Consider the following 24,440-nt stretch of genomic DNA (forward strand, 5'->3'; position numbering starts at 1 on the left):
AAGTACGGGTATGCCATGAACGGACGAACTAGTGCCTTGATAACTTTGAAGGAGGAGCGGTCATGCCACAAGAGACGATCGGCATTATGTTCGATTCACGCATGTACCGAGGGATACCGGCCGGAAGAACCGGCCAGGAATCACTCGCCAATTATGAGCAGGCAGCAGCCTGCCACGGATTGATCCCTTGTTTTTTGCGGCTGGAAGATATCGATTTCAACACCAAAACCTGTATAGCCTATGTAAAAAAAGAAGAGGGATATGTTCGACAAAAAATGCCCTTGCCCACAGTCATTCATAACCGTGCGCTTCAACTCCGCAGAGCAGAACAGCATCAAGTTACTACCTTACTTTTGCAAGGTATTCAGGTATATAACGTTCGTAATCGTTACAGGAAGGATCACATTCACGACATGCTCCGTCAGGAACCTTTACTGAGAGAGCATCTGCCTCATGCCGTGAGAGCCACACCTGAATCGTTAACCGATATGATGGAGCAGTATAATGATTTGATCATTAAGCCATGTAGCGGAAGTATTGGGCATGGCATTATCCGAATATTCAAGCAAGACGGGCATTGGAAATTAACGCGTGAAACGAGAGCTTCTCGCAAAGGCTGGGCCACCTTTCGATTAACGAAGGGGCAGCTGCCCTCGGCGATTCTCCGCAGAATTTTCCGGTATGCATACCTCATCGAAGAACGCATTCCTCTCATACGTTATGAAGGCAGACCCGTGGATCTGCGTGTTTCAGTGCAACGTGGAATGGATGGATTATGGGAGGTGACTGGATTATTCGCCAAGGCCGCTCCAACACATACCTTTGTCACCAATATCGCACAAGGCGGCAAGGTCATGAGACTGGCCGAGGTGTTTGGTTCTGATATGAATAGTTCTGAGCTCGCACAACTTGAATCCAGAATCCGTCTGGTCTCGCTACGCATCGCCAAAACGCTGGCAGCTAGCCTACCCCATCTTGCAGATTTAGGTCTTGATCTGGGCATTGCCCGCGATGGACAGATTTATTTTATTGAATGCAATGGACGGGATCAGCGTTACGGTTTCCGTAAAGCCGGTCTGCTGGAACAATGGAGGGCAAGTTATCACGAACCGATGGCATACGGGCGTCTTCTACTGGAGCAGAATTCGCGTATCCCTAGACAACCACAGACGTACCGTAAGTACCCGTATTGATTTCGGAGGCATTATGTGTCAATATTATGCAGAACGGCCGGGTCCTACCGGCCTTGATGTTCGCACTAACCCTAAGGGGGATATTCATGGCAAAAACGCTGTTACGGTTAATGACTGAGCTTTCTTCTCGCAAATGGATCTCGCGAACTGTGGGAGCCTTCTCCAAGAGCAGAGGAAGCAAGGCATTTATTCCTTATTTTGTCCGAACCTACGACATCCCTGTTCAGGAAGCAGAGAAAGACTGGAAGGAATACCGTTCACTGAATGATTTTTTTACTCGCAAATTAAAACCAGGCATGCGCCCACTAGACCTATCGGAGCATGCGCTAATTAGCCCAGTGGATGCCAAAATTACGGCAGCGGGTCCAATATCCGCAGGCACACTCCTGAATGTTAAGGGACAAAACTATACACTTGCTGAATTGTTGAACCACTCACCACATCTGGAGAAATACAAACACGGCTATGCCTTCGTCCTTTATCTCAGCCCTCGCGACTATCACCGCATTCATGCACCTGTGAGCGGACGCAGGATTGAGAGTGAACATATCAAGGGGAAAGTTTATCCCGTGAATGATTTTGGTCTGACACATATGAGATCGGTGCTGAGTCGCAACGAACGACTGATTACGTACATCGCCCATGATTATGGAGAGGTAGCTGTGGTTAAGGTCGGTGCGATGAATGTGAGCAGTATTCAGTATGCTGATGCGGATACCAGCACATGGGCACAAGGTGATGATCTAGCCTATTTTGAATTCGGTTCTACGGTGGTTCTCCTAACGCAAAGTGGTACGTTCGAACCTACGCCTGGTCTACAGCCAGGAGATTCCGTCAAAATGGGAACATTGCTCGGCCGCCTGAAACCAATTCACTGATAACTTTGAGGCAGCTCTCATGCACAATTAAAAAGGATGGCGGAACACCTGTATTCAGGGACTCCGCCATCCTTTTTAGATTGATCTGTGTATCATGCTATCATGATACACCTGTTACACTTCATGTATACAAGCATTACGAAGCCTCACTTCGTAATCATTGATCGACTGATATCTCTTCAAAACCATACGTCCTGCAACTCATCTGCGGGTTTCGACCGACGCAGACGGTTCCGGAAAATAAGGCATCCTTTTGTAGAGCATCCCCGGTTGCGGATCCGCCGTTTTCCGTTCATCCCAAGTCCCCCTTCGTTTGTTCATCTGGAATGCTTTTTACTTACCCCTGACTCCCAGATTTGAAACGTTATGCTGTATCTTGGCATGAAGACCTAACGACCTAACGAATCTCGGAAGGACTTTTGCCTGTATACTGCTTGAACTGACGACTGAAAAAGAAGATATCCCGGTAACCTAAAGCATCCGCCACTTCGGTGACATTCATACCGGTATGCACAAGCAGATGCTCAGCACGTTCAATACGCATACGAATGATATACGATTGTACAGAAGAGCCAATTAACTCTTTAAACTTAATAGAGAAGTATCGCGGAGACAGCCCCGCACGTGCAGCCAGATCCTCCACACGATGCGTGATCCCTGGATGCTGACGAACATAATTCGCCACTTCCTGAATGACATCTGATAGCTGGTTACTCACCTTTTTCTCAACAGGTGCTTCCGTATCCGCACGCAATAGATGAATCATCAACTGCTTCAGAATCAACCGGCTTTCTTCCGTGCGACCGTATACGTCAGACAGGAACAGCCTTACATACCGTGCCAACAAATGTTCAAACTCCACCGTCTCCTGTACTTCACGATAGGACTGAGGCACATCCGTAACATCCACATCCACATCAAAATGGATATACGTTAGTACAAGCGGTTTCTGTCTATTATGTGTTGCACTTGTATGATCTCCTGGTCTGAATAGGAAACAACTGCCCTTACCCACCTCGTAAGGCTGGTCATTCAGCACAACAGTTCCCTCACCACTCCACACATAAAATAAATCATAATTCTGCATCGGTTTTTCCCGCTTCTGCCACTTCCATCCCGGTTCGCAGACTATTTTGGCGACAGCGGGCAAAATAACAAATGATGACGGCGATGCCTGCAGCATGTCGCCACTCCCCCTTGAATGTTAATCTCTAGCTATTGCATCATACCCATTCTTATCGATTGGGGCTTAGGTTTACGAATTGTTCATCTCAGGTTGCTTAAGACATGTACGCAAATCCTTGTTGAAATGATGCAACAAGCTCATATATGTTCTCTGCTCCCATGGGAGCAGAATGTCTTATTCTATTATACAGCGGAATTCATCGAAACGAAAATGTACTCTTCTCCCAAGCGATCCGCATTCGGTTAATGCCCTCCGCAATCTCATCTTTCTCCAAATGTGCAAAGCCAAAACAGACTGCAGGATGACCTGGCGTAAGCTGATAGCGGGCCGCATCACGGAATATTACACCATCTTCCTGAGCTAACGTTTTGAATCGAATATAACGCTCTCGATCATCATTCCACGACGCATAGATATGCAGCCCTGCATCCCCTGGCTGCATGGTAAATGCTTGAGGCAATTGCCGCTGCATCTCACGAACAAAAAAGGCATGTCGCTCCCCATACAACCGGGTTAAGCGTCGTAAATGGCGCAGATATCCTCCTCGCATCATCAACTTCGCGAGTGCACGCTGTTCGAGCAGTGCAGGTGACACAGGCTCATACAACGCTTTAGCCGCAAGAAGGGTATCTACGAGCGCCGGAGGCAGCACTGCATAACCAAGCCGGAACGAAGCCACCATCGTTTGTGAGAAGGAGCCTACGTAGATCACACGTTGTTCCCGATCAAGCACTTTGAGTGGTTCGATCGGCCTTCCACCCCATCGAAACTCACTGTCATAATCATCCTCAATAATGACGGCATTTCGTTCACTTGCCCAATTCAGTAATGCCTTTCGCCGTTCCAGACCAAGAACAGCGCCTGTTGGAAATTGTCTTGTAGGTGTCACGAATAACACCTGTGCTCGCCAGTCCTGAGGAATAATACCTTGAGCATCAATGTCCGCTGGAATAATCACGCCACCGCATGATTTCACAGCGTGAGCTATGCCTTGATATCCTGGGTTTTCTAATACGGCTGCGTCTCCTTCCGAGATCAGCAACTGCGCTAACAGCACAATCCCCTGCATGGAACCACTGAATAGTACAATCTGTGAGGCATCCGCATCAATTCCCCGTGTCCATCTAAGATGCGAGGCAATCGCTTCTCGTAGCTCTAGATCTCCTGCGGCACTGCTATGTTCACGCCAATCGCTGCGGTGAACAGCGGCCAGTGCACTCTTCCACTCTGCCTCTGGGAAATGCTCTGCCAGCATGCGCTGCACCTGAAAGTTAATGGTGGATTTTCCTTGCGCCAGCGCAGGCGTATCTCCCTTTTGCGTATCCAACGCTGCTACTCGCTTTCCCCATGCAGACAAGACAATTTGGGCTTCTGTGTTCTTCTGAGTCGATGTTGTTAACGTCTCTGTTACAAATGTACCTTTCCCCCGATAAGCCTCAACGTAACCATCTGCAAGCAACATATCATACACCTGTGCTACAGAGCCGCGTGACATACTGTACTGAACCGCGAGTTCACGTGTGGAGGGAAGTCTTGTTCCTCCGGTCAACGTGCCTACATGTATCGCATCACGCAACGCATGGTATAGTGCAACATATTTGTATCGGTGCTGCTGCTCATATGTATCCATCGGTAGCCATAGTTCCATCATACGTCTCCTTTGTTTCTATCAGCTTTTCTAAATTGGACTATAAAATTGAATGTAAATTGGATCTATTTATATGTCAATGTACGCTCTATTGTTAGGATAAAGCAACATTTTCGATTAAAAACCAATTCAGGGGGAACAACGATGAGACGAAAAGAATTTACAGTAGAAGAAGAACAAGAGATCATTACCTTTCTAGACCAATGCTCCTTTGGTTTTCTAGGAACGATTAGCCCGGATGGACAGCCTCGGGTCACGCCACTGAATTTTGTATATATGGATGGCTGTTTTTATTTTCACGGCAGTATCGCTGGAGAGAAAATGAAACAGATCAAGCAGAATACTTCGGTTAGTTTCACAGTTGCCGAAGAGTTTTCGCTGATTCCATCCTATTTTACTGACCCAGAGCTAGCTTGTCCGGCAACCTCCTTTTTCAAAAGTGTCATGGCATTTGGTCATGCAGAGCCGGTAAAAGACCTAGAGGTAAAAGGGTGGGTTCTACAACGATTTATGGAGAAACTTCAGCCACAAGGTGGCTATGTCCCTATCGATGCAACCGACCCACGTTACACTGGACAACTTAAAGCTGTAGCCGTTGTGCAAATTACGCCTGAGCGACTAACCGCCAAGTTTAAATTTGGGCAAAATCTCTCGTCTGAAGAGTTCGAGAATCTCAGCAATAAGCTGGAAGCCCGAAATGAAGGAAGGGATACAGAGACCGCTGAAATGATGCGAAAATACTGCCCTTTTCACCAGCAATAAACCTGCATTTTCAATCCACAACAACGCGGTGAAGTGATATAACTGTCATTATGCGTAATTTCCGTGACGGGGGGATGTCAAGGTGTTATAATGTTAGGCAGTTGAATCTCAAAGACTTGGAAGGATGAAAAGAATGAATCCACTGGCTGAACAGTTGAACGAAAGCATTCAGGCAGGCAGCAATCACGTCTACTCGATGCTGTCGCAGCTCGGCAAAGAAATTTACTTCCCGAAAGAAGGTATCTTGAGTCAGTCTGCAGAAGCAGCAAGTCTGGCCAAGACCTATAATGCCACGATTGGTATCGCCCTAGAAGGCGGAGTGCCTATGCATCTACCTGTTATTCAGGAGAAGCTGTCCGCATTCCAACCCAAGGATCTATACCCATATGCTCCTCCTGCAGGCAAGCCTGAATTGCGGAGTGTTTGGAAAGATAAGATGTTGAAAGAGACCCCTTCATTGGCAGGTAAGTCTTTTGGCAACCCAATTGTAACGAATGCATTAACTCATGGACTCAGTATTGTAGCCGATTTGTTCGCAGATGAAGGCGACGCTGTTATATATCCAGATAAAAACTGGGAAAATTATGAGCTGACTTTCGGAATTCGCCGTCATGCTCAGTTGGTTCATTATCCTCTGTTTGATGATCAATTAAACTTCAACAGTGAGGGATTGCTTGATGCGCTGCTTGCTCAGAAAGACAAGGGCAAAGCGATTGTGTTACTTAACTTCCCGAACAATCCAACAGGCTATACACCAGGCCCTGAGGAAGCAGACGCTATTGTGAATACAATTCATCAAGCAGCTGAAGCGGGCGTAAATGTAGTTGTTGTAACGGACGACGCTTATTTCGGACTTTTCTTTGAAAATTCGATTCACGAGTCCTTGTTTGGCAAACTGGCAAGCATCCACCCACGTGTGCTGACCGTCAAAATTGATGGTGCAACGAAAGAGGAATTCGTATGGGGCTTCCGTGTAGGTTTCATCACGTATGCCCATGAAGATGCTGCTGTGCTGCATGCACTGGAACAGAAGACCCTTGGTATTATCCGGGCGACCATTTCCAGCGGGCCACACCCTTCTCAGACATTTGTACTGGATGCACTGAAAGCGCCAGAGTTTGAAGCTCAGAAGCAGGAGAAGTTTGAAATTATGAAAGGCCGTGCCAACAAGGTGAAGGCTCTTCTCGATAGCGGCAAGTATGGAGATGTATGGGAGTATTATCCGTTCAACTCCGGTTACTTCATGTGTCTGAAGCTGAAAGAAGTCAGCGCTGAGGCACTCCGTACCCATTTGTTACAACAATACGGCGTCGGAACAATTGCGCTGGGTGAGACTGATCTGCGAATTGCGTTCTCCTGCATTGAAGAATCCAACTTGGAAGATCTCTTCGATACCATCTACCGTGGAGTTCAGGAATTACAGACCACTTAGTATATCATTGTCATTGGATTAACATAAATAGGATAGGTTCATTACGAACCTATCCTTCCATACAAGACGCCCCTCTCGGTGAGTTACTCATCGTTTAGAGGGGCGTTTGTCATGTTATCCATATAACAAGGTTGATAGCAGGTCGAACCATTAGATCGACCATCTTCCCTATCTGCTTTTGCTCGATATCCTCATGGTCGTCTTAGCGTACACCGCCCAAAATGGTTATTTCTCCATGAATACGGGGCAAAGACCCAATCAGCCAACACCCATGGCACATAAGATACGGTGTACGCAAGGGCGTAACAACAACAAGTTGAAAGGGGAATGACCATGTCTGGAGTTGAAGAAACAAGAGGCGGTTATGGATACGGATTCGGAGGATTTACAAACACAGGTGCCATTCTTGTATTGTTCATCCTGCTTGTAATCATCACAAAGTCGTTCCTCTACTAGTCCTGATCCGGTGCACTTGTTCGTAGGTATCTATCCATAATAGGCATCGTAACATTTAAAAAAACCTCTTACGGCAATCACCGTAAGAGGTTTACTTTCATACAGACGAAAAGATTCAGTGAATCACATAGTGAATATCGTTGGCATTACCACAACGGCATTCTACTGGACATCGAGCCTTGAACACCATTACTGTTGCTTGTGAGCATATCGGGATTACATAAGAGAAATCTACTCCTCTTCTTCTTCCTTCAGCCACTTCTTACTTTGAGAACGTCGCATCAACATAATAACCAGCACGCCCAAAATCAACCCTACTCCCGCTATCGTGATTCCACCGATTCCACTCGACAGCATCGGCAACCACATCAGCAGAGCAGACACAGCATGCAGATTCGAAATGAAGCCCAGCACCTGTGAACGGCGGCTCTCCCCGGAGATCGGGTAGATCATAATCCAGAATGATTCCGCGTGACTGCGGCGAAGTGCACCGATCTGCACGCCAACCAGCAACAGGAACAACAGGTATGCGCCGATACCAAAATAAGTACCTGCCGTCCACCAAGACAACAGCATACCGAGCACCACTAAACGTAGAACAATGGAGAATACTTCTGTCCGAATGAATGTCTTCGTAATAAGGTAGCGGTAAGCTTTGCCTGCATTCCATGCAAGCCCACTTCCCCATTTGCTGAGCCAGCGCCGTGAGCTAACCTTTTGACCTGAGGAAGGTACGTCTACGAACCACCCCAACGTCCGCATTACACGACCTGCTTGGCTTTGCTCAACCTGAATTAGACGTTCCCATGCCACCCGGTGTTTCACAGGTAAACGTAGTGCTACTAAATAGACCGCGGCCAGCAATAGCAAAAACCAAATACTACGCGCTGGTGGCTGCCATACCCAAGCGGCCACAGCAAGAATGGCGATTGCCCAGCGTAGCAAACGAAATGCCCTGGATGCACCAACCTGAACCATACGCAGCTCTTGCCATGCACCGTAGCTTGATAGTCCCTTCCACACAAGTAAGAGCAGGAGAAACCAGGTGAACGGTTTGGCATCCTGATCTGCCCTCACATAGAGCGGCCACAGCGTAAAGAATATGAGCAGCATGCCTAATGTTTTGTAGATTACCCCGCGGGCAAAGCTGTTCTTCAAATATTCATGCATCCGATGTTCCTGTGGACGTAAAAAAACGATATCCGCTGGATGAAGATATGTACGGTATCCGCTGAACAACACCAAAGGGGTAAGCAGAAGCAATGTGATCCAGCGAATCGGAAAGCCTGCAGGTATGTTCTGTACAAATGAGGTGTACCAAGCGGAAAAAGCAATGATGAGAAATAGAAATACCATCGCTACCCCACTTTGAATGACATATCCCAGATAAGGCAGAATTGTGTTCCAAAAGCCCGTGCGTCTTTGCTTCCATAACAGCTTCAGATCCATACTCAATCCCTGCCTTGTACGAGGGAATAGAACATATGCTCAAGCGTAGTATTCGACTCTCCGTACTGAGAACGCAGCTCCTCCAGCGTGCCATGTGCAATGACCTGTCCACGGTGCAGAACAATGAACCGATCACAATAATTCTCAATAGTAGAGAGAATGTGTGAGCTAAGCAGAATGGATGACCCGGATGCTTTCATCTCCAGCATGAAATCAAGCAATGAACGAATGCCAAGTGGGTCGAGACCCAAGAAAGGTTCATCAATGATATAGAGTGGTGGCCCTGCTACAAATGCACACATAATCATAACTTTCTGCCGCATTCCTTTGGACAAGTGGGTGGAAAGGCTGGTACTTTTCTCCCGCATACGGAATAAATCCAGTAATTTCTCCGTACGCTGCTTGAAATCTGCCTCCGATACGCCATATGCCCTCGCTGTGAATTCCAAGTGCTCCATAACCGTCATCTCGTCATACAATTCAGGTGACTCAGGAACAAAAGCCATCGCGGATTGGTAGATCTGAGCATCCTCTTCTCGTGTCTTGCCCATTACGCGGACTTCACCCTGTTGCGGCGTCATCAAACCTAAGATATGTTTCATCGTTGTACTTTTACCAGCGCCATTTAATCCGATCAGTCCGACCATTTCTCCGCGTCCAACTTTCAGATCAATGCCGTGGAGGACAGGCCGCTTGGCACTATATCCTCCGCTTAACCCGCTGATTTCCAATACGGGGGATTGAACATTACTCATGAATCCCTGCACCTCTTTCGTCAGGTTTTATTCTTCGGAACGCGGTGTGTTCCCCTTGCTCCATTTTGGCGCTCCCTTGTTCTTGCGATCCTGGTTACGATCCGTTCTTCCTGTATTACCAGCTGGTTTGCTACTTGCATCACGTTGATTCGATACCACTGCTCTTGCACCACCATTACGTGTTGCCTGTCCGGGTTTGCGCCCTTTCGAAGAGCCCGGCTTCCGACTGAAAGAATGCCCTTCAGGTCTTGTGTCAGGACGGGGATCTGCTTCCAATACTTTACCACCGAACAACACACGTTCTGCCAGCTCAATTCCGAGCTCACGTGCAAACTTACGCATAATAAAAATCTGTGTTTCATCTACAATAGACAGTACAATGCCACTTCTTCCCATACGCCCAGTACGACCTGCACGGTGGACATAGTGCTCTGAATCGAACGCAGGATCATAGTTGATAACCATCGGCAATCCTTCGATATCCAATCCTCTCGCGGCAACCTCACTCGCAATCAACAATTGGATTTTACCGTTACGGAAAGCGGACAGGACATTGCTGCGTGTAACCTTATCTGCATCACCGTATAACGCGGCTGCGGATAGACCCAAATGATTCATTTTGGCTTCAACTTCACCGATATCTTCCGTAGCATTCACGAAGACAATGGCACGATCCGGATTGTACTGTCTTACGAGACGACGCAGCATATCAATTTTGTTACGTGTTTCCTCGACAAAATAAAAATGCTCAAGCCCTGCTGCCGTTGCGCGCTCTGGTTCAATTCCGATATGAACAGGCTCCTTCATCTCCCGTTTGGCAAGACCAGCCGTATGTTCATCAATTGTTGCCGATAAGAAAATCAGCTGACGGTCGCGGAGTGCACTGCGCAGTACGAAATCAACGTCACTTACACCGCCAAGCTGGAATACTTGGTCTGCCTCATCGATGACAATCGTGGAGACGTTATGCATTTTCAATTTTTTGAGCGTAATTAATTCCTTCAACCGTCCTGGTGTTCCCACAACAAGCGCTGGATGCTCGCGTAATTTCTCAATCTGGCGTTTCACCGCTGCGCCTCCAATTAAGCCTAGAACACCAATTTTACGCTCTTCTCCATAACGCTGTGCTTCACGCACAATCTGCATAGCCAGTTCTTGTGTAGGGGCGATAATAAGCTTTTGTGTGCCTTTTACATCACTTTTGATCGTTTGCAGAAGAGGCAACAAATAAGCAAGCGTTTTGCCTGTTCCCGTCTGGGATTTGGCTACGACATCTCGCCCTTCCAAAATCACCGGTATTGTCTGCGCCTGCACAGGAGAAGGTTCATTAATGCCATGTCCGGCAAGTACTTTCTCAAGATCCTCTGCTACGCCAATTGAAGCAAATGTATTCGTCATGTATGTCCATCCTTTAAGTTTATTCTTTTATTATTCCGTGGGATAAGCCTCTCATCACATTAACTTTCATTATATGCGAAAAGCAGCCATGAACCAAATCTTATTGTTAACGAGGTGGCTCACTTGTACGTTATGCTTGGACAAAAAAAAGAAAAGCTCCTCGGCGGAGCTTCCCGTAATTCAACCGTGATGTCCATTGCAATATGAAACTTGAACACGCTGTCACACGATGATTCATATCCGTCGCTCATTTCTGATTCATGAAGCCATGAGACAGGCGATCCGCAAGACGTGGGAACAACTGATACAGCCATATCCCTACAGATGCCATTCGAGGTAGGTTCACTTCTTCTTTACGCTTTTTCATCGCCTGAACCATATGTCCTGCAACATCCTCTGGCTTCAACATCATCCAGCGTACATTGTTAACATAATTGCCAGATGGATCTGCACGATGGAAGAACGGTGTATCGATCGGCCCAGGATTAATAGTGGTTACCGTTATTCCCGTTTTGCGTAACTCCTGACGTAGCGCATTACTGAAGCCGAGTACCGCGTGTTTGGTTGCTGTATAGGAAGCTGACTTTGCCGTTCCGATTTTGCCAGCCATGGAGGCTACATTCACAATCTGTCCTGTGCCACGCTTCAGCATGTGCGGCAACACAGCCTTCGTGCAACGAACAATGCCCATGTAATTCACGTCCATCATCTCATCGAATTCCTGCACAGTCATATCCGTCATCGCAGCAAACGTTCCGTATCCCGCATTATTCAGCAATATATCGATTCGTCCGTACTTCTCTAACATATTACTTATTGCCGCCTGCACCTGCTCATCATTGGTGACATCGAGCGTAAGGAGTTCATGTTGCCCATTCAACGAAGCACCGATCTCTTCAAGCTTGTCCCGCGAACGAGCAGCCAAGATAGGAATGGCTCCTTCTTCTATCAGCATCTGAGCACAGAGTGCGCCAATCCCACTCGACGCGCCAGTAATGAAAACAACCTGATCTTTCAGCATATCTGATGTCCTCCCGTAGTGAACACATATTGCCTCTTGAGGCCTATGGTACTATTCTACGAGATCATCACCTGAATATCCATCTCACCAATGCCATCCATCAATAATGGAATGCTCAATGCTTTCGTTGCACTAAATGCAGTCAAATGCTCCGATTTCATGACTTGTGGAGGTGTAATATCCACAACAACGCCTTGATTGGAAAGAATGGTACTTGCATTACCGCTGATCATATTGCCAAGCTCGGAGATTGCACTTTTACTCATATCGTCCATTTCGGTGATCACAAAACCGCCCATCATGGCTGAAACAATTTTCAAAGCAACCGACTCTTGAATGCCAAATACAATATTTCCGCTCATTTGTCCGGTCATTCCAATCACGATCCAGACATGATCAGCAATGTACTCTACATTTTTCACGCCAAGACTTCCGGTGGAAGGCGAAACCTGGATGAGCTGTTCAAATACGTTACGTGCTGATTCCAGGAAAGGATTAATCACTTCCGCTTTCACTGTTTATGTCCCCTCGCACTGGGTTATTGGTCACACACCAAAAGTCCCATATTCTATAAATTTATTATACTTTATCACGTACAAGAATACATCATGAATTCATCAATGAATGTGTACTATAATTTATCGTCATCTGTGCGGCAAATGTTTATAGCTAATTTTGGCGAAATAACAGGGTTTTTCAGATATTTTTCAGGTAACTTTTTCCTCCATAAGCCTGTGCAAAGGAGTTTAGGACTATTTTACTGTTTTATTGAAAAGACTAGAAAATAAGATGTGCAAAATTAAAAATAAGTTCTTAAGCATTATTTTCGTGAAAATCAGATAAGCTGCCTTTCATCATGAAAAAGCATGACTTCTGTCCCCCGCTATGGTATAGAAGAATAGGAGACATATCATCATCTAACTAGGGAGTGAACCATTGAATGATTAACCAAGTCGGTCAAATCATGCTGTACGTCAACAACCAGGAACAGGCTCTACAATTTTGGACAGAAAAAGCGGGTTTCCATCTCATCGCAGAAGAAAACATCAGCCCAGAAATGAAATGGTACGAGATTGCTGCAAACCCGGATGCCGAAACGAGCCTTGTTCTTCAAGACAAACAGGTCGTTGCCAAAATGTCGCCAGGTGTCAATCTAGGCACACCTTCCCTGATGTTTTTCACTCCGAACATTGATAAGCTCTATCAGGATTTCAAGGATAAAGAGATTACAGTTGGCGAACTGGTAGATTTGCCTTTTGGCAGAATATTTAACTTTTCCGATGATGAAGACAACTACTTTGCCGTTATGGAGCGCAAATAAAATAGGTTTACACTCAACAGATCATGAGCGAGATATCGTTATAATCTTCGGGCGGCTGACGCATAGTCAGTCGCTTTTTCTTATTAAAGCTGCCTCATCCTATGTATTCCTATGTTCTACAAACTTCGTGATGTTAGATTTATTGCCCTGTCCCGTTGAATCACCTATAATTTAAGATAACGGAACAATGAAACGTTACGGATTCCACTCACATGCTTGATATGTAGTCGATACTTTGCCCGCTAGGAGGAAATACATGAATATCAGCCAACTGGAGACGCTGATCACGATATCCAAAACGATGAGTTTCCGCAAAGCTGGAGAATTACTGAATCTCACTCAGCCTGCCGTCTCTGCCCAGATCAAAAGTCTGGAGGATGAATTCAACACCGTTCTTGTAGATCGTAATCAACCCGTCACACTCACTGACCGTGGCCAAGTATTTCTGGAACATGCCGAGCGCATGCTGGATATTGTGGATGAATTGAAACAAAAGCTATCCGATCTGGATGAAACACCACAGGGAAGGATTGTACTCGCTACAACAACATCCATCGCCATTCAAATTTTACCAAGGGTATTGTCTTACTTTCAGGATCAGTTCCCTCTAATTAAAACAAGCATTCAGTCCCTACCATCCTCACAGATTTATACTCAGGTCGAAAATGGTTTGGTCGACATCGGTATCGGTTATCTTACGGAACGTAATCCGAATCTGAATACCGCCGTGTTGTATTACGATACGTTTGAACTCGTCGTTTCTCCTGCCCATCCCCTGGCGAAGCAAAAGCACGCTGCCGTGGACGTATTGCGAAACACCCCCCTGATTCTATTGTCCCCAGATACTGTGGGGCGTCGTTTTACAGAAGCTGTGTTCAAAAAGTATGATATTCAGCCCAACATCGTCATGGAGTTGTCGAGTAGCGAAGAAGTCAAACGTATGGTTGAGATCAACTTAGGAGCTGCTGTCATATCCAAGCAATCCGTCGCACATGAGCTGCGGCAAGGTACGCTGCGGATGATCCCACTAAGTGAACTTGAGGTCAGTCATCCCGTCGGCGTCATTTACAAATCCAGCCGGTATCTCAACTCAGCCATGCAGCAATTTCTAAGTGATCTCAAAGGTATGCCTGAGACACAGTTCATCAGTTCTGAATGACAAATGAGCTATGAGAAAGGAAGGATTTCTAATGAAATTTGATCTTCATACACATCATTTTCGTTGCGGTCATGCAGACGGTAATATTCGTGATTATATTGATGCGGGTATTGAGGCAGGACTTCAAGCCATCGGTATCTCCGACCATACGCCTTATTTTGGCAGTGAAGAGGAGCAGGCGTTTCCGCGAATTGCGATGGGCAAGTCGGAATTACGTAACTATGTTGAAGAAGTCTTGTCATTGAAACAAGAATATGCGGGCAAAATTGACGTATTACTCGGCATTGAATCCGATTATTTCCCCATCCATGCGGAGCTGTATCGTGACACGCTTGGGCAGTACCCTTTTGACTATATTATTGGATCTGTCCACCATACCGAGGATGTTAGCATTTTCAATAAGACACGATGGAAGGGACTTAGCAACGCACGCAAAGTTGAAGTGAAAGAGAGTTATTATTCTTTGATTGCTCAGTCTGCTCGAAGTGGTATGTTTCAGATTCTCGGTCACATCGATGCGATGAAAGGCAACTACCCGCCCTTCTCGGAAATTATCGCGGATGATGCGATTGATAAGACGTTACAGGTTATTGCCGATGCGAACGTAGCGATTGAAATTAATACCTCAGGCAAAACAAAGCTCAGCGGAGGCTGGTACCCTTCGGATGCCATTCTCGAACGTGCCCAGCACTACGGTGTGAAAGTAACGTTTGGATCGGATGCTCACAAACCTCAGCGTGTAGGGGACGAGCTGGAAGAAGTGCGTACTCGACTGCTGGAGATTGGGTTTACGGAATGGGTATATTTCAAACAAAAGCAGATGCAGATTGTTCCTTTGTAATGGCTCAGTCCGCTTATATTAAGTCAAGAATCCCACTTGGAAGCTCATTCCGTAGTGGGGTTCTGTGTTTTCGTTGCGATCTGCTTATATGAGGACAAAAAAAATGAACCCGTTCGCACGGGTTCCAACAGCATAATATATTTATCAAAAAGGGGGTCATGAGATAAGTTTACCCGCTGTCTGTTAGAGTTCAATTGCAGCTATATTTCATTTGTGTAACAAATAAATTGAAGTTCAAATACGTGTTTCAACTCTCTTATTCTATGTCACCTGAGGCTTGTCGAAGACCATAGCCTGGAGGTTACTTTCCATGATGGCTTGAACCTGTTGATCCCGGTACATGCTGTATACTTTAACGTCCATCAACGTATCACTTTCACTGGTGACGTCATGCTCCACTGAACCAAAAGAAGGCAGCGTTCGTTCGTAAGACATACCGCTTTTGTATAACACCCGCTCAGATGATACGTTAGCTTCGTAACAACGTGCTTCCACTTTCGATAAGTGTAGCTCCGTAAATCCGAATTCAATCATCCGTCGTAGCGCCTCCGTAGCTATGCCTATGCCCCAACAAGATCTGCTCACGATGTATCCAATCTGAGCTGTACCCTGCTGCTCATTCCAATGTTGAAACGAAATGATACCAATGAGTGGCTCTCTTCCTTTCCAACATATCCCGTAATGCAACGATTCAAGCTTCGCACTGCTACTGCGAATCTGATTCAATAATCGCCGGGCACGAACCGGTGTTGGCTGGTTCCCCCTGTTCACATAACGGATGATCTGTGGATCGGAAAACAATTCCGACAATGTGCCAAAATCATTCTGACGTAACGATCGTAGCACAAGGCGGTCTGTCCATAGTACAGGCAATCCCTGACTTAGCATTTTTCGGGTCAGCATGACAATCGCTCCTTTTGCCTATCGGGTTTGAGTCCGGTAAGACAAGCATGCTCTGGAGATGATCCGGAAGTATAATATTTCAATGATCCAATTCGAAAAGGACGACTAGATATCGTATGGTTCTAACACGGCTTACGTTATTATGCCAACACACGCTGAGCTGTTATTCCTCTGTCACACTTTTCTCCTGTAATCCACGATAAACACCTGTACGAATCTCTCGAATGTATAGCTCAAGTGCTGGCACCCCGGCTTGTTGTGCAACCTGAACCTCCTGCTCGATATCATAGGGGACTCGGACAAATTGAATATTGATGGTCTGGTTTATATCTCCGCTGCTCTCTCCCTCAAGAATACAATACGAAGCCTGAGGAATATCCAGTGGATTGCCCACACTTCCCACATTGAACAAAACTTTCCCATTTAGGTGCTGTAGATAAGCATTGTGTACATCGCCATAACCAACTATATCTGCCTGTCCGAGTTCAGGCTCATTCGCTGGGGCATCAAACATTGCAATACGTTTGTCCATTTCGTCCCATGGTTGTACGCGATGATATACGCTCTGTGGTGAAGCATGTAACAATCGAACGGTACGACCACTTAACTCGAATTGGTGACTAAATGGAAGATTCGCTAAATAGTCCAGCCGTTCCTGCCCAAGCTTGTCTGCTTGCCAAGTAAAGTTCTCATTATCCCGATTCACGGCGACCAGCTCATCCCAATTGCCACGAACGACTTGTTCACATGTCTCTCTCACCTGATCAACCACCTGAACCGGATCAGGCCCTTTGCCTACAAGGTCGCCAAGACAAAAGATTCGCTTCAGCCCGCGACTCCGAATATCGTTCAACACTGCTTTCCATGCCGTCATATTGCCGTGAATATCGGATACAATCGCAATTCGTTCCATCCTGGCTAACCTCCATTCATAACTTGCATATTCATGTATTGTATTATGTTAGATGTATATTATGTTTGATGACTCTGCAAACGAAATACGGTGACTTCTGGTCTGCACAAAAAACGAATGGGCAAATGGGTCATCCCGAACCCCCGATTCACATACACCGGCATTTTCGTCCAACCGGCATAATACAATCCCTGCACATATTTGTGTGCACCACGAGGAGCAGATAATGCCCCAATCCAGGGAAAACGAACCTGACCGCCGTGGCTATGCCCAGACAACTGCAAACCAAAACCATTTGCAGCAGCTCTATCCGCATAATCTGGCTCATGCATGAGTAATAGCTTCCAAGTGTCCTCATCCAGACCATCCACAGCTGTAGCCAGATTAGGCTTACCCGTTAACGCATCATCTAAACCAACGATAGCTATTCGATCTTCATGATGCCGGATAACTACATGAGCGTTCCGAAGTAAGGTAAAGCCAGCTTGCTCAAACATTTTCTCTACTTCTTCTTGCTGCTTCCCCCGGTAATCATGATTACCGAAAACTGCAAATTTGCCAAACTTAGCTTGCATGGAAGACAGAGCCGGAATACACTCCCGCATAGGTTCTGCATCTCGCTCCACGATATCTCCTGTAAAACATATCAGATCCGGCTGCTGCTCTTGAATCAGATCCGCCAGCTTCTCGATCTGCTTCACGCCAGTATGGAACCCGATATGGGCATCACTGAACTGAATTAGTCGCAAGCCATCAAAGGCGCTGGGGAGTTTAGGGAGATTCAATTGTATCTGCGTTACTTCCACACGACGCGGCTCCCATAGCGCATATCCACCTGTAAACACAGTTGCGATCGCTGTCATTAGAGCCGTCTTTAACTTTGTACTTCGCCGGGAGGGATCATGATCCTTTTCCTGACCAGGAAAAATGGGCTGCTCTGTCTCATTCTTATCGGCTCCGCGCCTGATTAGCGTCTCCTTACTACTCTTATACGGCACCCTTGCCATGTTCCCTCTCCTCCTTCCGCACGAAAAACATCCCCTCATTATAGCATATTCTGCATGATAAGCTCGGTTCCTTCGCCCCATTACAAAAAGAAGTCATGTCCCCAAACAACCACGATCGGAGAACACGACTTCTTATCACATATCATATTTGACTGAAACTTATAAAATTCTACTACAAAACCATTTGCGCTAAACTAGCTACGCTTAAACGCCCAACCAACGTTTGAACATATGCTTCGTTGTTTGTTTGTTCATTTCAGCAATAGAAGTAGTCAGCGGAATGCCCTTAGGACAGGATTGAACACAGTTCTGCGAGTTACCACAGCCTTCAATTCCTCCATCCTCCATCAATGCTTCCAGACGATCCTCAGCGTTCATCTCACCTGTTGGGTGAGCGTTGAAGAGACGTACTTGCGAAAGTGCTGCAGGTCCAATAAAGTCTGTCTTTTCATTCACGTTAGGACAAGCTTCCAAACAAACACCACATGTCATACATTTGGATAACTCATATGCCCATTGACGCTTCTTCTCTGGCATACGCGGACCTGGACCAAGGTCATAGGTACCGTCAATTGGAATCCACGCTTTTACCCGTTTCAGAGCGTTAAACATCCGGTTACGGTCAATGACAAGGTCACGTACCACCGGGAATGTTTTCATTGGTTCAATACGCACCGGTTGCTCCAGCTTATCGATCAATGCAGCACACGCTTGACGCGGCTTGCCGTTGATCACCATAGAGCATGCTCCACATACCTCTTCCAGACAGTTCGATTCCCAACATACTGGAGCAATTGACTTACCCTCTGTATTGACCGGGTTCCGCTGAATTTCCATCAGGGCACTGATCACGTTCATGTTGGGACGGTACGGAAGTTCGAACTCTTCGTTATACGAAGCTGATTCTGGGCTATCCTGACGTGTGATGATAAACTTGACGGTTTTGTTCGCTGTTGCTGGTTCCGCCATATCGTAGTCCCCTCCTTGGTGACGATGATTGTATTGCTATCGTTATAAGACCAACGTGTTACACGTAGCCACTCCGCTGACAGAAGATACTTCCGATCGCTGTTATCCCCAGACTTTCTTTGATCCCATCTAACAGGGTTTAAATCCGGGGATAAAGGCGAGCGCTTCGCTTCTTCAGTATTCTTCTGTCTTCTCCGTTAAAGTGGTAACTGTTTGGAATTTATAAATATAAAAATAAATTTTCTTGTTGATTCGTAGTTAAGAGCGGACACTTCTCTAGGTCATTTCCGCTCCCTCCGCTACGTCGTGCACATGCGTTACTTTACTAAAACGATAATCCAATCATGCTGGATTGTAATTAATTTGATTAATGCTGGAGATGCTGAGTGTCAGCCATTCTTCGGTTATTAAAAGGTAGTTTCTGAACCTACCACGATTAGTCTTTGGAGTAGTCGCGGATCCGTGGTGGGATCAGGGAAACGTCTACTGGCTCGTACGAGATTTGTGGCCCTTCCTTCGACCAGCTTGCAATGGTCGTTTTGAGGAATTCCTCATCGTTACGTTCCGTGAACTCAGGTTTGTAATGTGCGCCACGGCTTTCGTTACGCAGCAGTGCGCCCAGCGTCATGGCTTCAGCCAACTCAAGCATGTTCCACAATTGGCGTGTAAATGCAGCACCCGGGTTGTTCCAGCCTGAAGTGTCGTACATATTGATTTTGCCATAACGTTCTTTCAGTTCCTTGATCTTGCCAATGGTTGCTTCGAGCTTGTCATTGTAGCGTACAACCGTCATGTTGGCTGTCATCCACTCGCCAAGCTCTTTGTGAATGACATAGGCATTCTCGTTACCCTGCATCTTCATGATGCCTTCGTATTTATCCGTTTGTTGTTTCGTATAGTTATCAAAGACAGAGGAAGAAATATCAGCAGAAGACTTTTTGAGTCCTTTGATATATTCAGCCGCTTTTGGTCCAGCAACCATACCGCCGTAGATGGCCGACACCAAAGAGTTCGCACCAAGTCGGTTCGCTCCGTGGTATTGATACTCGCACTCACCTGCTGCAAACAGCCCCGGAATGTTAGTCATTTGATTGTAATCTACCCACATACCGCCCATGGAATAATGGACTGCCGGGAAGATTTTCATTGGGATTTTACGTGGATCATCACCCATGAACTTCTCATAGATCTCGATAATTCCGCCGAGCTTCACATCCAGCTCTTTTGGATCTTTATGGGACAGATCGAGGTATACCATGTTCTCGCCGTTGACTCCAAGACCCATATCTACGCAGACGCTGAAGATTTCACGAGTCGCGATGTCACGTGGTACAAGGTTACCGTAGGATGGATACTTCTCTTCAAGGAAGTACCATGGCTTACCGTCTTTGTATGTCCAGATCCGTCCACCTTCACCGCGTGCAGATTCTGACATAAGACGGAGCTTATCATCGCCCGGAATAGCCGTTGGGTGAATCTGAATGAACTCACCATTCGCATAATTTACACCTTGTTGATACACGGCACTTGCCGCTGTACCTGTGTTAATGACCGAGTTGGTTGTTTTTCCGAAAATAATACCAGGGCCACCACTCGCAAGAATGACAGCTTCGGCCGGGAAGGTCTGCACCTTCATCGTTTTCAGGTCCTGAGCTACAATGCCTCGGCATACACCTTCATCATCGACAACAGCCTGTAGGAATTCCCAGTTCTCATACTTCGTAACCAGACCTGCTGCTTCCCAACGCCGTACCTGCTCGTCTAGTGCGTAGAGCAATTGTTGTCCTGTTGTCGCTCCTGCAAACGCCGTACGGTGATGTTTCGTACCTCCGAAACGACGGAAATCAAGCAAGCCTTCCGGTGTCCGGTTAAACATAACGCCCATTCTGTCCATCAAGTGGATGATGCCTGGCGCTGCTTCACACATCGCCTTAACTGGAGGCTGGTTCGCGAGGAAGTCGCCGCCATATACCGTATCGTCAAAGTGTACCCAAGGAGAATCTCCCTCACCCTTGGTATTTACCGCACCGTTGATGCCGCCTTGGGCACATACGGAGTGAGATCTTTTAACGGGTACTAGTGAAAATAAATGAACATGGACTCCGGCTTCAGCCGATTTGATCGCCGCCATCAAACCTGCGAGACCGCCGCCCACAATAATTACATTAGATGATGCCATTGTTGTTCACTCCTTTATAAGTCAGCAATTATAGAAGTTGTTCAAAAAGTCCCCTTTTTGAACATGAATTGAAAGCTACTGCCTAGATCAGAACTGATTTAACTGCGTCAATCATCGAAGTTGCAACTTGGAAATCGATGCTACGGAAAGCAAATAATGAAGCAATAAACATGATAGAAACAATACCGAATAAGCTCATGCATACGTAAGAGGATACACGCTGCGCGCGCGGACCAACTGTAATCCCCCAGCTAACGAGGAACGACCACAGGCCATTCGCAAAGTGATATGAAGCCGCAACCACACTGATCATATATATAACAAAGGTTATCGGATTCGTCACAGCATCATGAATGACGCCGCCTATCTCTTCATGTGTTACGTTACCCAACGCAATTTGCACACGCGTCTCCCATACGTGCCAGATTACGAAAACAAACGTAATGACACCACTGACCCGCTGTAATGTGTAGCGCCAGTTACGCTCATTGCCATAACGACCCACATTAGGCTTAGCCTGATAGGCAATATAAAGACCGTAGACACCGTGGAAGAACAACGGTAACCAAATGAGCGTCGCCTCAATAACAATAACAAGAGGTAAGCCATTCAGAAATGCAACGGCATCGTAAAACGCTTCTTTGCCGCCTTCAACTGCCGTGAAGTTCGTCACCAAATGCTCAATGAAGAACAAACTGAGCGGAATGACGCCGAGCAAGGAGTGCAGCTTTCTGGAATAAAACCCTTTCATAAAATGTCGATCCCCTTTCGCTAAATACAACGTTTTCATAAATTAGTTCACTATCACACACAAACCTTTCCTAAGGAAAGGTTCGACAAATTGTTCCGTTTTCGTCAGGTGTGAACAACTTGTGTCACAATTCATGTTACTCTTTTTTTTCTTATAAGGGAATTGCAATATAATTATTAAATGTTATAACCTATAGGTATAAGCATTGAAACATTGGACAAATACCACATACATCATACAAAATCATTTTTCAAGGATATGCATCACGCTTGATACCAAAAGTGCGTGTTCAAAAGGTCGGTTTTCAGTACCGAGAAGATGATGAAGATAGAAATGGAGTAGCGGAGCGTAGGCAAAACTACGTGAGCAACTACATGTTTCCGAAGGAAACAAGCTTCGTAAGCATCCCGCTTATTTCGGCTGAATTCCATCTTCGACGCTGAGATGCCGCTCGCGCACCCTTCGTAATCAAAATTGGACTTTTTGAACAACCTCTAAAAACAGATCTTACCTTCAATATGCACATATAATCGCATTTAAAGACATCTGAAATGGAAGCGAGGTTAGCGTCTATGTTTGAGGATTTAAACGCCTTTGCGGCGGTCGTGGAGCAATCGAGTCTAAACCGGGCATCCAAGCTGCTGAACCTGTCACAGCCCGCCCTATCTCGCAAAATTGCCAAATTGGAGGATGAGCTCGGGGTAGCTCTCTTTCATCGTCGGGGTAAACGGCTTGAATTAACAAGCGTGGGCCAGCTCGCCTATACGTTTGCCGTTGAACAGAAACAGCAGCAACAGAAGTTTCTAAACATGCTCGCCCAGTATAAAGACGAGGAACAGAGCACGATCACCCTGGGAGCCAGCCTGACCACACTTCAAACGACGTTACCCCTCTGGTCAATGCATTTATGGAGAAACATCCGAACGCCGAGCTTAAGCTGTTAACAGGTAAAACCCATGAAATCGTTTCTTTTGTCCGTGATAAAAAAGCAGACGTCGGTATCGTCGCCTCCTCCATTAATGAAGCGGGGTTAAACTGCATTCCGCTCTTTGATGACCATCTGGAGCTTGTTGTACCGCTAACTCACCCGTTGTCAGGGCGTGAAGCAGACATGGAGAATCTACATGAGCTACCGATGATCACTTTTTCCAAAGGCACATGGTATCGCAAACTAACGGACGATCTATTCCATCGTTGTGCGGTTATGCCTGATATTCGTATGGAGATCGACTCCTTCGAAGCCATCATACGTCTATTACCTACATGCAAAGCTGCTGCTCTCCTACCCAAATCGTATCTTCGTCCCCAACTGCTTGCGGATAATGACCTGGTATCCGTTTATCTCCCTGAATTGCAGCAGACTAGGCGAACTACGAGCATGATCTACGGTCATAAGGAAGATCTGAGCAAGACATCGAGACAGTGGATAAAAGAAACCGCTGCGCTGTTCACAGCAAAGGCGCCGCTATCCTCTAAGAGAACAACGACGCCCTAGTTTTCATGATCCTTTTTTGCTTAAATTAATCAATGCCATAGGACGATCTTAGTCCTCTTGGCTGATTACCTCTTCTTCAAAGCGCTCAATATTGTCGTTGGTACCGATAATGACCATAATATCCCCGGTCTGGAGGGAGTCTAGCGCCGTAGGAGCAATTATGACGCCTGCCTCCTTCTGCAACGCAACGATGCTACATCCAAAGCGTACACGCGCATTCAGTGAGGACAGCGTCTTGTTATGCAGACATTCAGGAACTTTCATTTCGACAATACTGTAGTTATTGGATAGCTCGATATAATCCAGCAAATTCGGAGTTACCAGCTGATGGGCAACCCGCACTCCCATATCCCGTTCAGGATACACGACACGGTCAATGCCGAGTTTATCCAGCGCACGGCCGTGAAGAACAGAGATGGCTTTGGCTACCACCGTTTTTACACCAAGCTCTTTTAACAATATCGCAGTCAGGATGCTTGTCTGAATATCGTCCCCAATCGCTACGATGCCACAGTCGAAATTCCGGATGCCGAGGGAGCGCAGCACTTCCTCATCTGTTGCATCAGCTACAACGGCATGAGTGACCAATTCACTGATATCTTCGACAACCTCTTCATTTTTGTCAATACCGAGCACCTCATAGCCAAGTTCCATTAATTCCTGTGCCAAACTGGAGCCAAACCGTCCAAGCCCAATCACTGCAAACTGCTGTTTTTTCATCGTT

At 46.3% G+C, this 24,440-nt stretch carries 22 protein-coding genes and 1 pseudogene; 9 read left to right on the forward strand and 14 right to left on the reverse strand.

The window, feature by feature from the left end:
• The first annotated feature begins 62 nt into the window (after positions 1-62).
• Complete coding sequence (locus DMB88_RS24250) at positions 63-1,193, forward strand: YheC/YheD family endospore coat-associated protein (protein ID WP_128103401.1); 1,131 nt, start codon at positions 63-65, stop codon at positions 1,191-1,193.
• 86 nt (positions 1,194-1,279) lie between these two features.
• Positions 1,280-2,071 (forward strand): archaetidylserine decarboxylase, encoded by a 792-nt coding sequence (asd, locus tag DMB88_RS24255; protein ID WP_128103402.1) that lies wholly within the window; start codon positions 1,280-1,282, stop codon positions 2,069-2,071.
• A gap of 397 nt (positions 2,072-2,468) precedes the next feature.
• Here asd and DMB88_RS24260 read toward each other — a convergent pair whose 3' ends face one another.
• Together DMB88_RS24260 and DMB88_RS24265 are read right to left on the reverse strand one after the other, a co-directional pair.
• Positions 2,469-3,254 (reverse strand): helix-turn-helix domain-containing protein, encoded by a 786-nt coding sequence (locus DMB88_RS24260; protein WP_128103403.1) that lies wholly within the window; start codon positions 3,252-3,254, stop codon positions 2,469-2,471.
• 199 nt (positions 3,255-3,453) lie between these two features.
• On the reverse strand, positions 3,454-4,908 hold the full coding sequence (locus tag DMB88_RS24265) for a MocR-like pyridoxine biosynthesis transcription factor PdxR (protein ID WP_368028219.1): 1,455 nt from the start codon (positions 4,906-4,908) through the stop codon (positions 3,454-3,456).
• A 141-nt stretch (positions 4,909-5,049) separates the two neighbouring features.
• On the opposite strand from DMB88_RS24265, the gene DMB88_RS24270 reads away from it, so the two are divergent.
• The 3 genes from DMB88_RS24270 (at position 5,050) to DMB88_RS30610 (ending at position 7,555) form a co-directional block, all read left to right on the forward strand.
• Positions 5,050-5,667 (forward strand): pyridoxamine 5'-phosphate oxidase family protein, encoded by a 618-nt coding sequence (locus DMB88_RS24270; protein WP_128103404.1) that lies wholly within the window; start codon positions 5,050-5,052, stop codon positions 5,665-5,667.
• Between the two features lie 133 nt (positions 5,668-5,800).
• Complete coding sequence (locus DMB88_RS24275; protein ID WP_128103405.1) at positions 5,801-7,099, forward strand: aminotransferase class I/II-fold pyridoxal phosphate-dependent enzyme; 1,299 nt, start codon at positions 5,801-5,803, stop codon at positions 7,097-7,099.
• A gap of 333 nt (positions 7,100-7,432) precedes the next feature.
• The gene (locus DMB88_RS30610; protein ID WP_217363759.1) at positions 7,433-7,555 is read left to right on the forward strand and encodes a YjcZ family sporulation protein; all 123 of its coding nucleotides are present in this window, start codon (positions 7,433-7,435) and stop codon (positions 7,553-7,555) included.
• Between the two features lie 231 nt (positions 7,556-7,786).
• Here the strand turns inward: DMB88_RS30610 and DMB88_RS24280 are convergent, their stop codons facing one another.
• The 5 genes from DMB88_RS24280 to DMB88_RS24300 all read right to left on the reverse strand — a co-directional run bounded on the left by DMB88_RS24280 (position 7,787) and on the right by DMB88_RS24300 (position 12,693).
• Entirely contained in the window at positions 7,787-9,004 is a 1,218-nt protein-coding gene (locus tag DMB88_RS24280) for an ABC transporter permease (protein ID WP_128103406.1), read from the reverse strand.
• A 2-nt stretch (positions 9,005-9,006) separates the two neighbouring features.
• Complete coding sequence (locus DMB88_RS24285; RefSeq protein WP_056702492.1) at positions 9,007-9,759, reverse strand: ABC transporter ATP-binding protein; 753 nt, start codon at positions 9,757-9,759, stop codon at positions 9,007-9,009.
• A gap of 27 nt (positions 9,760-9,786) precedes the next feature.
• On the reverse strand, positions 9,787-11,157 hold the full coding sequence (locus DMB88_RS24290) for a DEAD/DEAH box helicase (RefSeq protein WP_128103407.1): 1,371 nt from the start codon (positions 11,155-11,157) through the stop codon (positions 9,787-9,789).
• 247 nt (positions 11,158-11,404) lie between these two features.
• The gene (locus DMB88_RS24295) at positions 11,405-12,178 is read right to left on the reverse strand and encodes an SDR family NAD(P)-dependent oxidoreductase (RefSeq protein ID WP_128103408.1); all 774 of its coding nucleotides are present in this window, start codon (positions 12,176-12,178) and stop codon (positions 11,405-11,407) included.
• 56 nt (positions 12,179-12,234) lie between these two features.
• Positions 12,235-12,693, reverse strand: a complete 459-nt coding sequence (locus tag DMB88_RS24300; RefSeq protein WP_056702483.1) for a chemotaxis protein CheX — start codon at positions 12,691-12,693, stop codon at positions 12,235-12,237.
• 425 nt (positions 12,694-13,118) lie between these two features.
• Here DMB88_RS24300 and DMB88_RS24305 point away from each other — a divergent pair, with 425 nt between their 5' ends.
• The 3 genes from DMB88_RS24305 to DMB88_RS24315 all read left to right on the forward strand — a co-directional run bounded on the left by DMB88_RS24305 (position 13,119) and on the right by DMB88_RS24315 (position 15,499).
• Positions 13,119-13,499 carry a VOC family protein gene (locus DMB88_RS24305; RefSeq protein WP_128103409.1) on the forward strand — a complete coding sequence of 127 codons (381 nt, stop codon included), beginning with the start codon at positions 13,119-13,121 and terminating at the stop codon, positions 13,497-13,499.
• A 256-nt stretch (positions 13,500-13,755) separates the two neighbouring features.
• Positions 13,756-14,658, forward strand: coding sequence for a LysR family transcriptional regulator (locus tag DMB88_RS24310; RefSeq protein WP_056702477.1), 903 nt, complete (start codon positions 13,756-13,758; stop codon positions 14,656-14,658).
• A gap of 31 nt (positions 14,659-14,689) precedes the next feature.
• Positions 14,690-15,499, forward strand: coding sequence for a histidinol-phosphatase (locus tag DMB88_RS24315; RefSeq protein WP_128103410.1), 810 nt, complete (start codon positions 14,690-14,692; stop codon positions 15,497-15,499).
• A 261-nt stretch (positions 15,500-15,760) separates the two neighbouring features.
• On the opposite strand, the gene DMB88_RS24320 is transcribed toward DMB88_RS24315, so the two are convergent.
• From DMB88_RS24320 to DMB88_RS24345, 6 genes are all read right to left on the reverse strand, one after another.
• Positions 15,761-16,402, reverse strand: coding sequence for a GNAT family N-acetyltransferase (locus DMB88_RS24320; protein WP_128103411.1), 642 nt, complete (start codon positions 16,400-16,402; stop codon positions 15,761-15,763).
• 163 nt (positions 16,403-16,565) lie between these two features.
• Positions 16,566-17,315: a metallophosphoesterase family protein gene (locus tag DMB88_RS24325; protein WP_128103412.1), complete on the reverse strand. Its 750-nt coding sequence runs from the start codon at positions 17,313-17,315 to the stop codon at positions 16,566-16,568.
• A gap of 59 nt (positions 17,316-17,374) precedes the next feature.
• Complete coding sequence (locus DMB88_RS24330; RefSeq protein ID WP_128103413.1) at positions 17,375-18,322, reverse strand: metallophosphoesterase; 948 nt, start codon at positions 18,320-18,322, stop codon at positions 17,375-17,377.
• Between the two features lie 204 nt (positions 18,323-18,526).
• Positions 18,527-19,291: a succinate dehydrogenase iron-sulfur subunit gene (sdhB, locus tag DMB88_RS24335; RefSeq protein ID WP_056702459.1), complete on the reverse strand. Its 765-nt coding sequence runs from the start codon at positions 19,289-19,291 to the stop codon at positions 18,527-18,529.
• Positions 19,292-19,727: 436 nt separating this feature from the next.
• A complete protein-coding gene (gene sdhA, locus DMB88_RS24340) occupies positions 19,728-21,470 on the reverse strand; it encodes a succinate dehydrogenase flavoprotein subunit (protein ID WP_128103414.1) in 1,743 nt (580 codons plus the stop codon).
• Between the two features lie 82 nt (positions 21,471-21,552).
• Positions 21,553-22,221, reverse strand: coding sequence for a succinate dehydrogenase cytochrome b558 subunit (locus DMB88_RS24345; RefSeq protein ID WP_128103415.1), 669 nt, complete (start codon positions 22,219-22,221; stop codon positions 21,553-21,555).
• Between the two features lie 572 nt (positions 22,222-22,793).
• On the opposite strand from DMB88_RS24345, the pseudogene DMB88_RS24350 reads away from it, so the two are divergent.
• Positions 22,794-23,716 (forward strand): annotated as a pseudogene (locus tag DMB88_RS24350) (LysR family transcriptional regulator).
• A gap of 48 nt (positions 23,717-23,764) precedes the next feature.
• Here DMB88_RS24350 and DMB88_RS24355 read toward each other — a convergent pair.
• A complete protein-coding gene (locus DMB88_RS24355) occupies positions 23,765-24,436 on the reverse strand; it encodes a potassium channel family protein (protein WP_128103416.1) in 672 nt (223 codons plus the stop codon).
• Positions 24,437-24,440 lie beyond the last annotated feature (4 nt).

Origin of the sequence: Paenibacillus sp. DCT19, from assembly GCF_003268635.1 — a bacterium.
In the GTDB taxonomy this organism is placed as follows: domain Bacteria; phylum Bacillota; class Bacilli; order Paenibacillales; family Paenibacillaceae; genus Paenibacillus.

What these genes read in the sequence shown, in the direction of transcription:
- asd (WP_128103402.1), top strand. Translation starts at nt 1,280, where the DNA reads ATGGCAAAAACGCTGTTACGGTTAATGACTGAGCTTTCTTCTCGCAAA.
- DMB88_RS24270 (WP_128103404.1), top strand. Translation starts at nt 5,050, where the DNA reads ATGAGACGAAAAGAATTTACAGTAGAAGAAGAACAAGAGATCATTACC.
- DMB88_RS24345 (WP_128103415.1), bottom strand. Translation starts at nt 22,221, where the DNA reads ATGAAAGGGTTTTATTCCAGAAAGCTGCACTCCTTGCTCGGCGTCATT.
- sdhA (WP_128103414.1), bottom strand. Translation starts at nt 21,470, where the DNA reads ATGGCATCATCTAATGTAATTATTGTGGGCGGCGGTCTCGCAGGTTTG.
- DMB88_RS24315 (WP_128103410.1), top strand. Translation starts at nt 14,690, where the DNA reads ATGAAATTTGATCTTCATACACATCATTTTCGTTGCGGTCATGCAGAC.
- DMB88_RS24295 (WP_128103408.1), bottom strand. Translation starts at nt 12,178, where the DNA reads ATGCTGAAAGATCAGGTTGTTTTCATTACTGGCGCGTCGAGTGGGATT.
- DMB88_RS24330 (WP_128103413.1), bottom strand. Translation starts at nt 18,322, where the DNA reads ATGGCAAGGGTGCCGTATAAGAGTAGTAAGGAGACGCTAATCAGGCGC.
- DMB88_RS24260 (WP_128103403.1), bottom strand. Translation starts at nt 3,254, where the DNA reads ATGCTGCAGGCATCGCCGTCATCATTTGTTATTTTGCCCGCTGTCGCC.
- DMB88_RS24310 (WP_056702477.1), top strand. Translation starts at nt 13,756, where the DNA reads ATGAATATCAGCCAACTGGAGACGCTGATCACGATATCCAAAACGATG.
- DMB88_RS24320 (WP_128103411.1), bottom strand. Translation starts at nt 16,402, where the DNA reads ATGCTGACCCGAAAAATGCTAAGTCAGGGATTGCCTGTACTATGGACA.
- DMB88_RS30610 (WP_217363759.1), top strand. Translation starts at nt 7,433, where the DNA reads ATGTCTGGAGTTGAAGAAACAAGAGGCGGTTATGGATACGGATTCGGA.
- DMB88_RS24290 (WP_128103407.1), bottom strand. Translation starts at nt 11,157, where the DNA reads ATGACGAATACATTTGCTTCAATTGGCGTAGCAGAGGATCTTGAGAAA.
- DMB88_RS24250 (WP_128103401.1), top strand. Translation starts at nt 63, where the DNA reads ATGCCACAAGAGACGATCGGCATTATGTTCGATTCACGCATGTACCGA.
- DMB88_RS24280 (WP_128103406.1), bottom strand. Translation starts at nt 9,004, where the DNA reads ATGGATCTGAAGCTGTTATGGAAGCAAAGACGCACGGGCTTTTGGAAC.
- DMB88_RS24285 (WP_056702492.1), bottom strand. Translation starts at nt 9,759, where the DNA reads ATGAGTAATGTTCAATCCCCCGTATTGGAAATCAGCGGGTTAAGCGGA.
- DMB88_RS24275 (WP_128103405.1), top strand. Translation starts at nt 5,801, where the DNA reads ATGAATCCACTGGCTGAACAGTTGAACGAAAGCATTCAGGCAGGCAGC.
- DMB88_RS24265 (WP_368028219.1), bottom strand. Translation starts at nt 4,908, where the DNA reads ATGATGGAACTATGGCTACCGATGGATACATATGAGCAGCAGCACCGA.
- DMB88_RS24355 (WP_128103416.1), bottom strand. Translation starts at nt 24,436, where the DNA reads ATGAAAAAACAGCAGTTTGCAGTGATTGGGCTTGGACGGTTTGGCTCC.
- DMB88_RS24325 (WP_128103412.1), bottom strand. Translation starts at nt 17,315, where the DNA reads ATGGAACGAATTGCGATTGTATCCGATATTCACGGCAATATGACGGCA.
- DMB88_RS24305 (WP_128103409.1), top strand. Translation starts at nt 13,119, where the DNA reads ATGATTAACCAAGTCGGTCAAATCATGCTGTACGTCAACAACCAGGAA.
- sdhB (WP_056702459.1), bottom strand. Translation starts at nt 19,291, where the DNA reads ATGGCGGAACCAGCAACAGCGAACAAAACCGTCAAGTTTATCATCACA.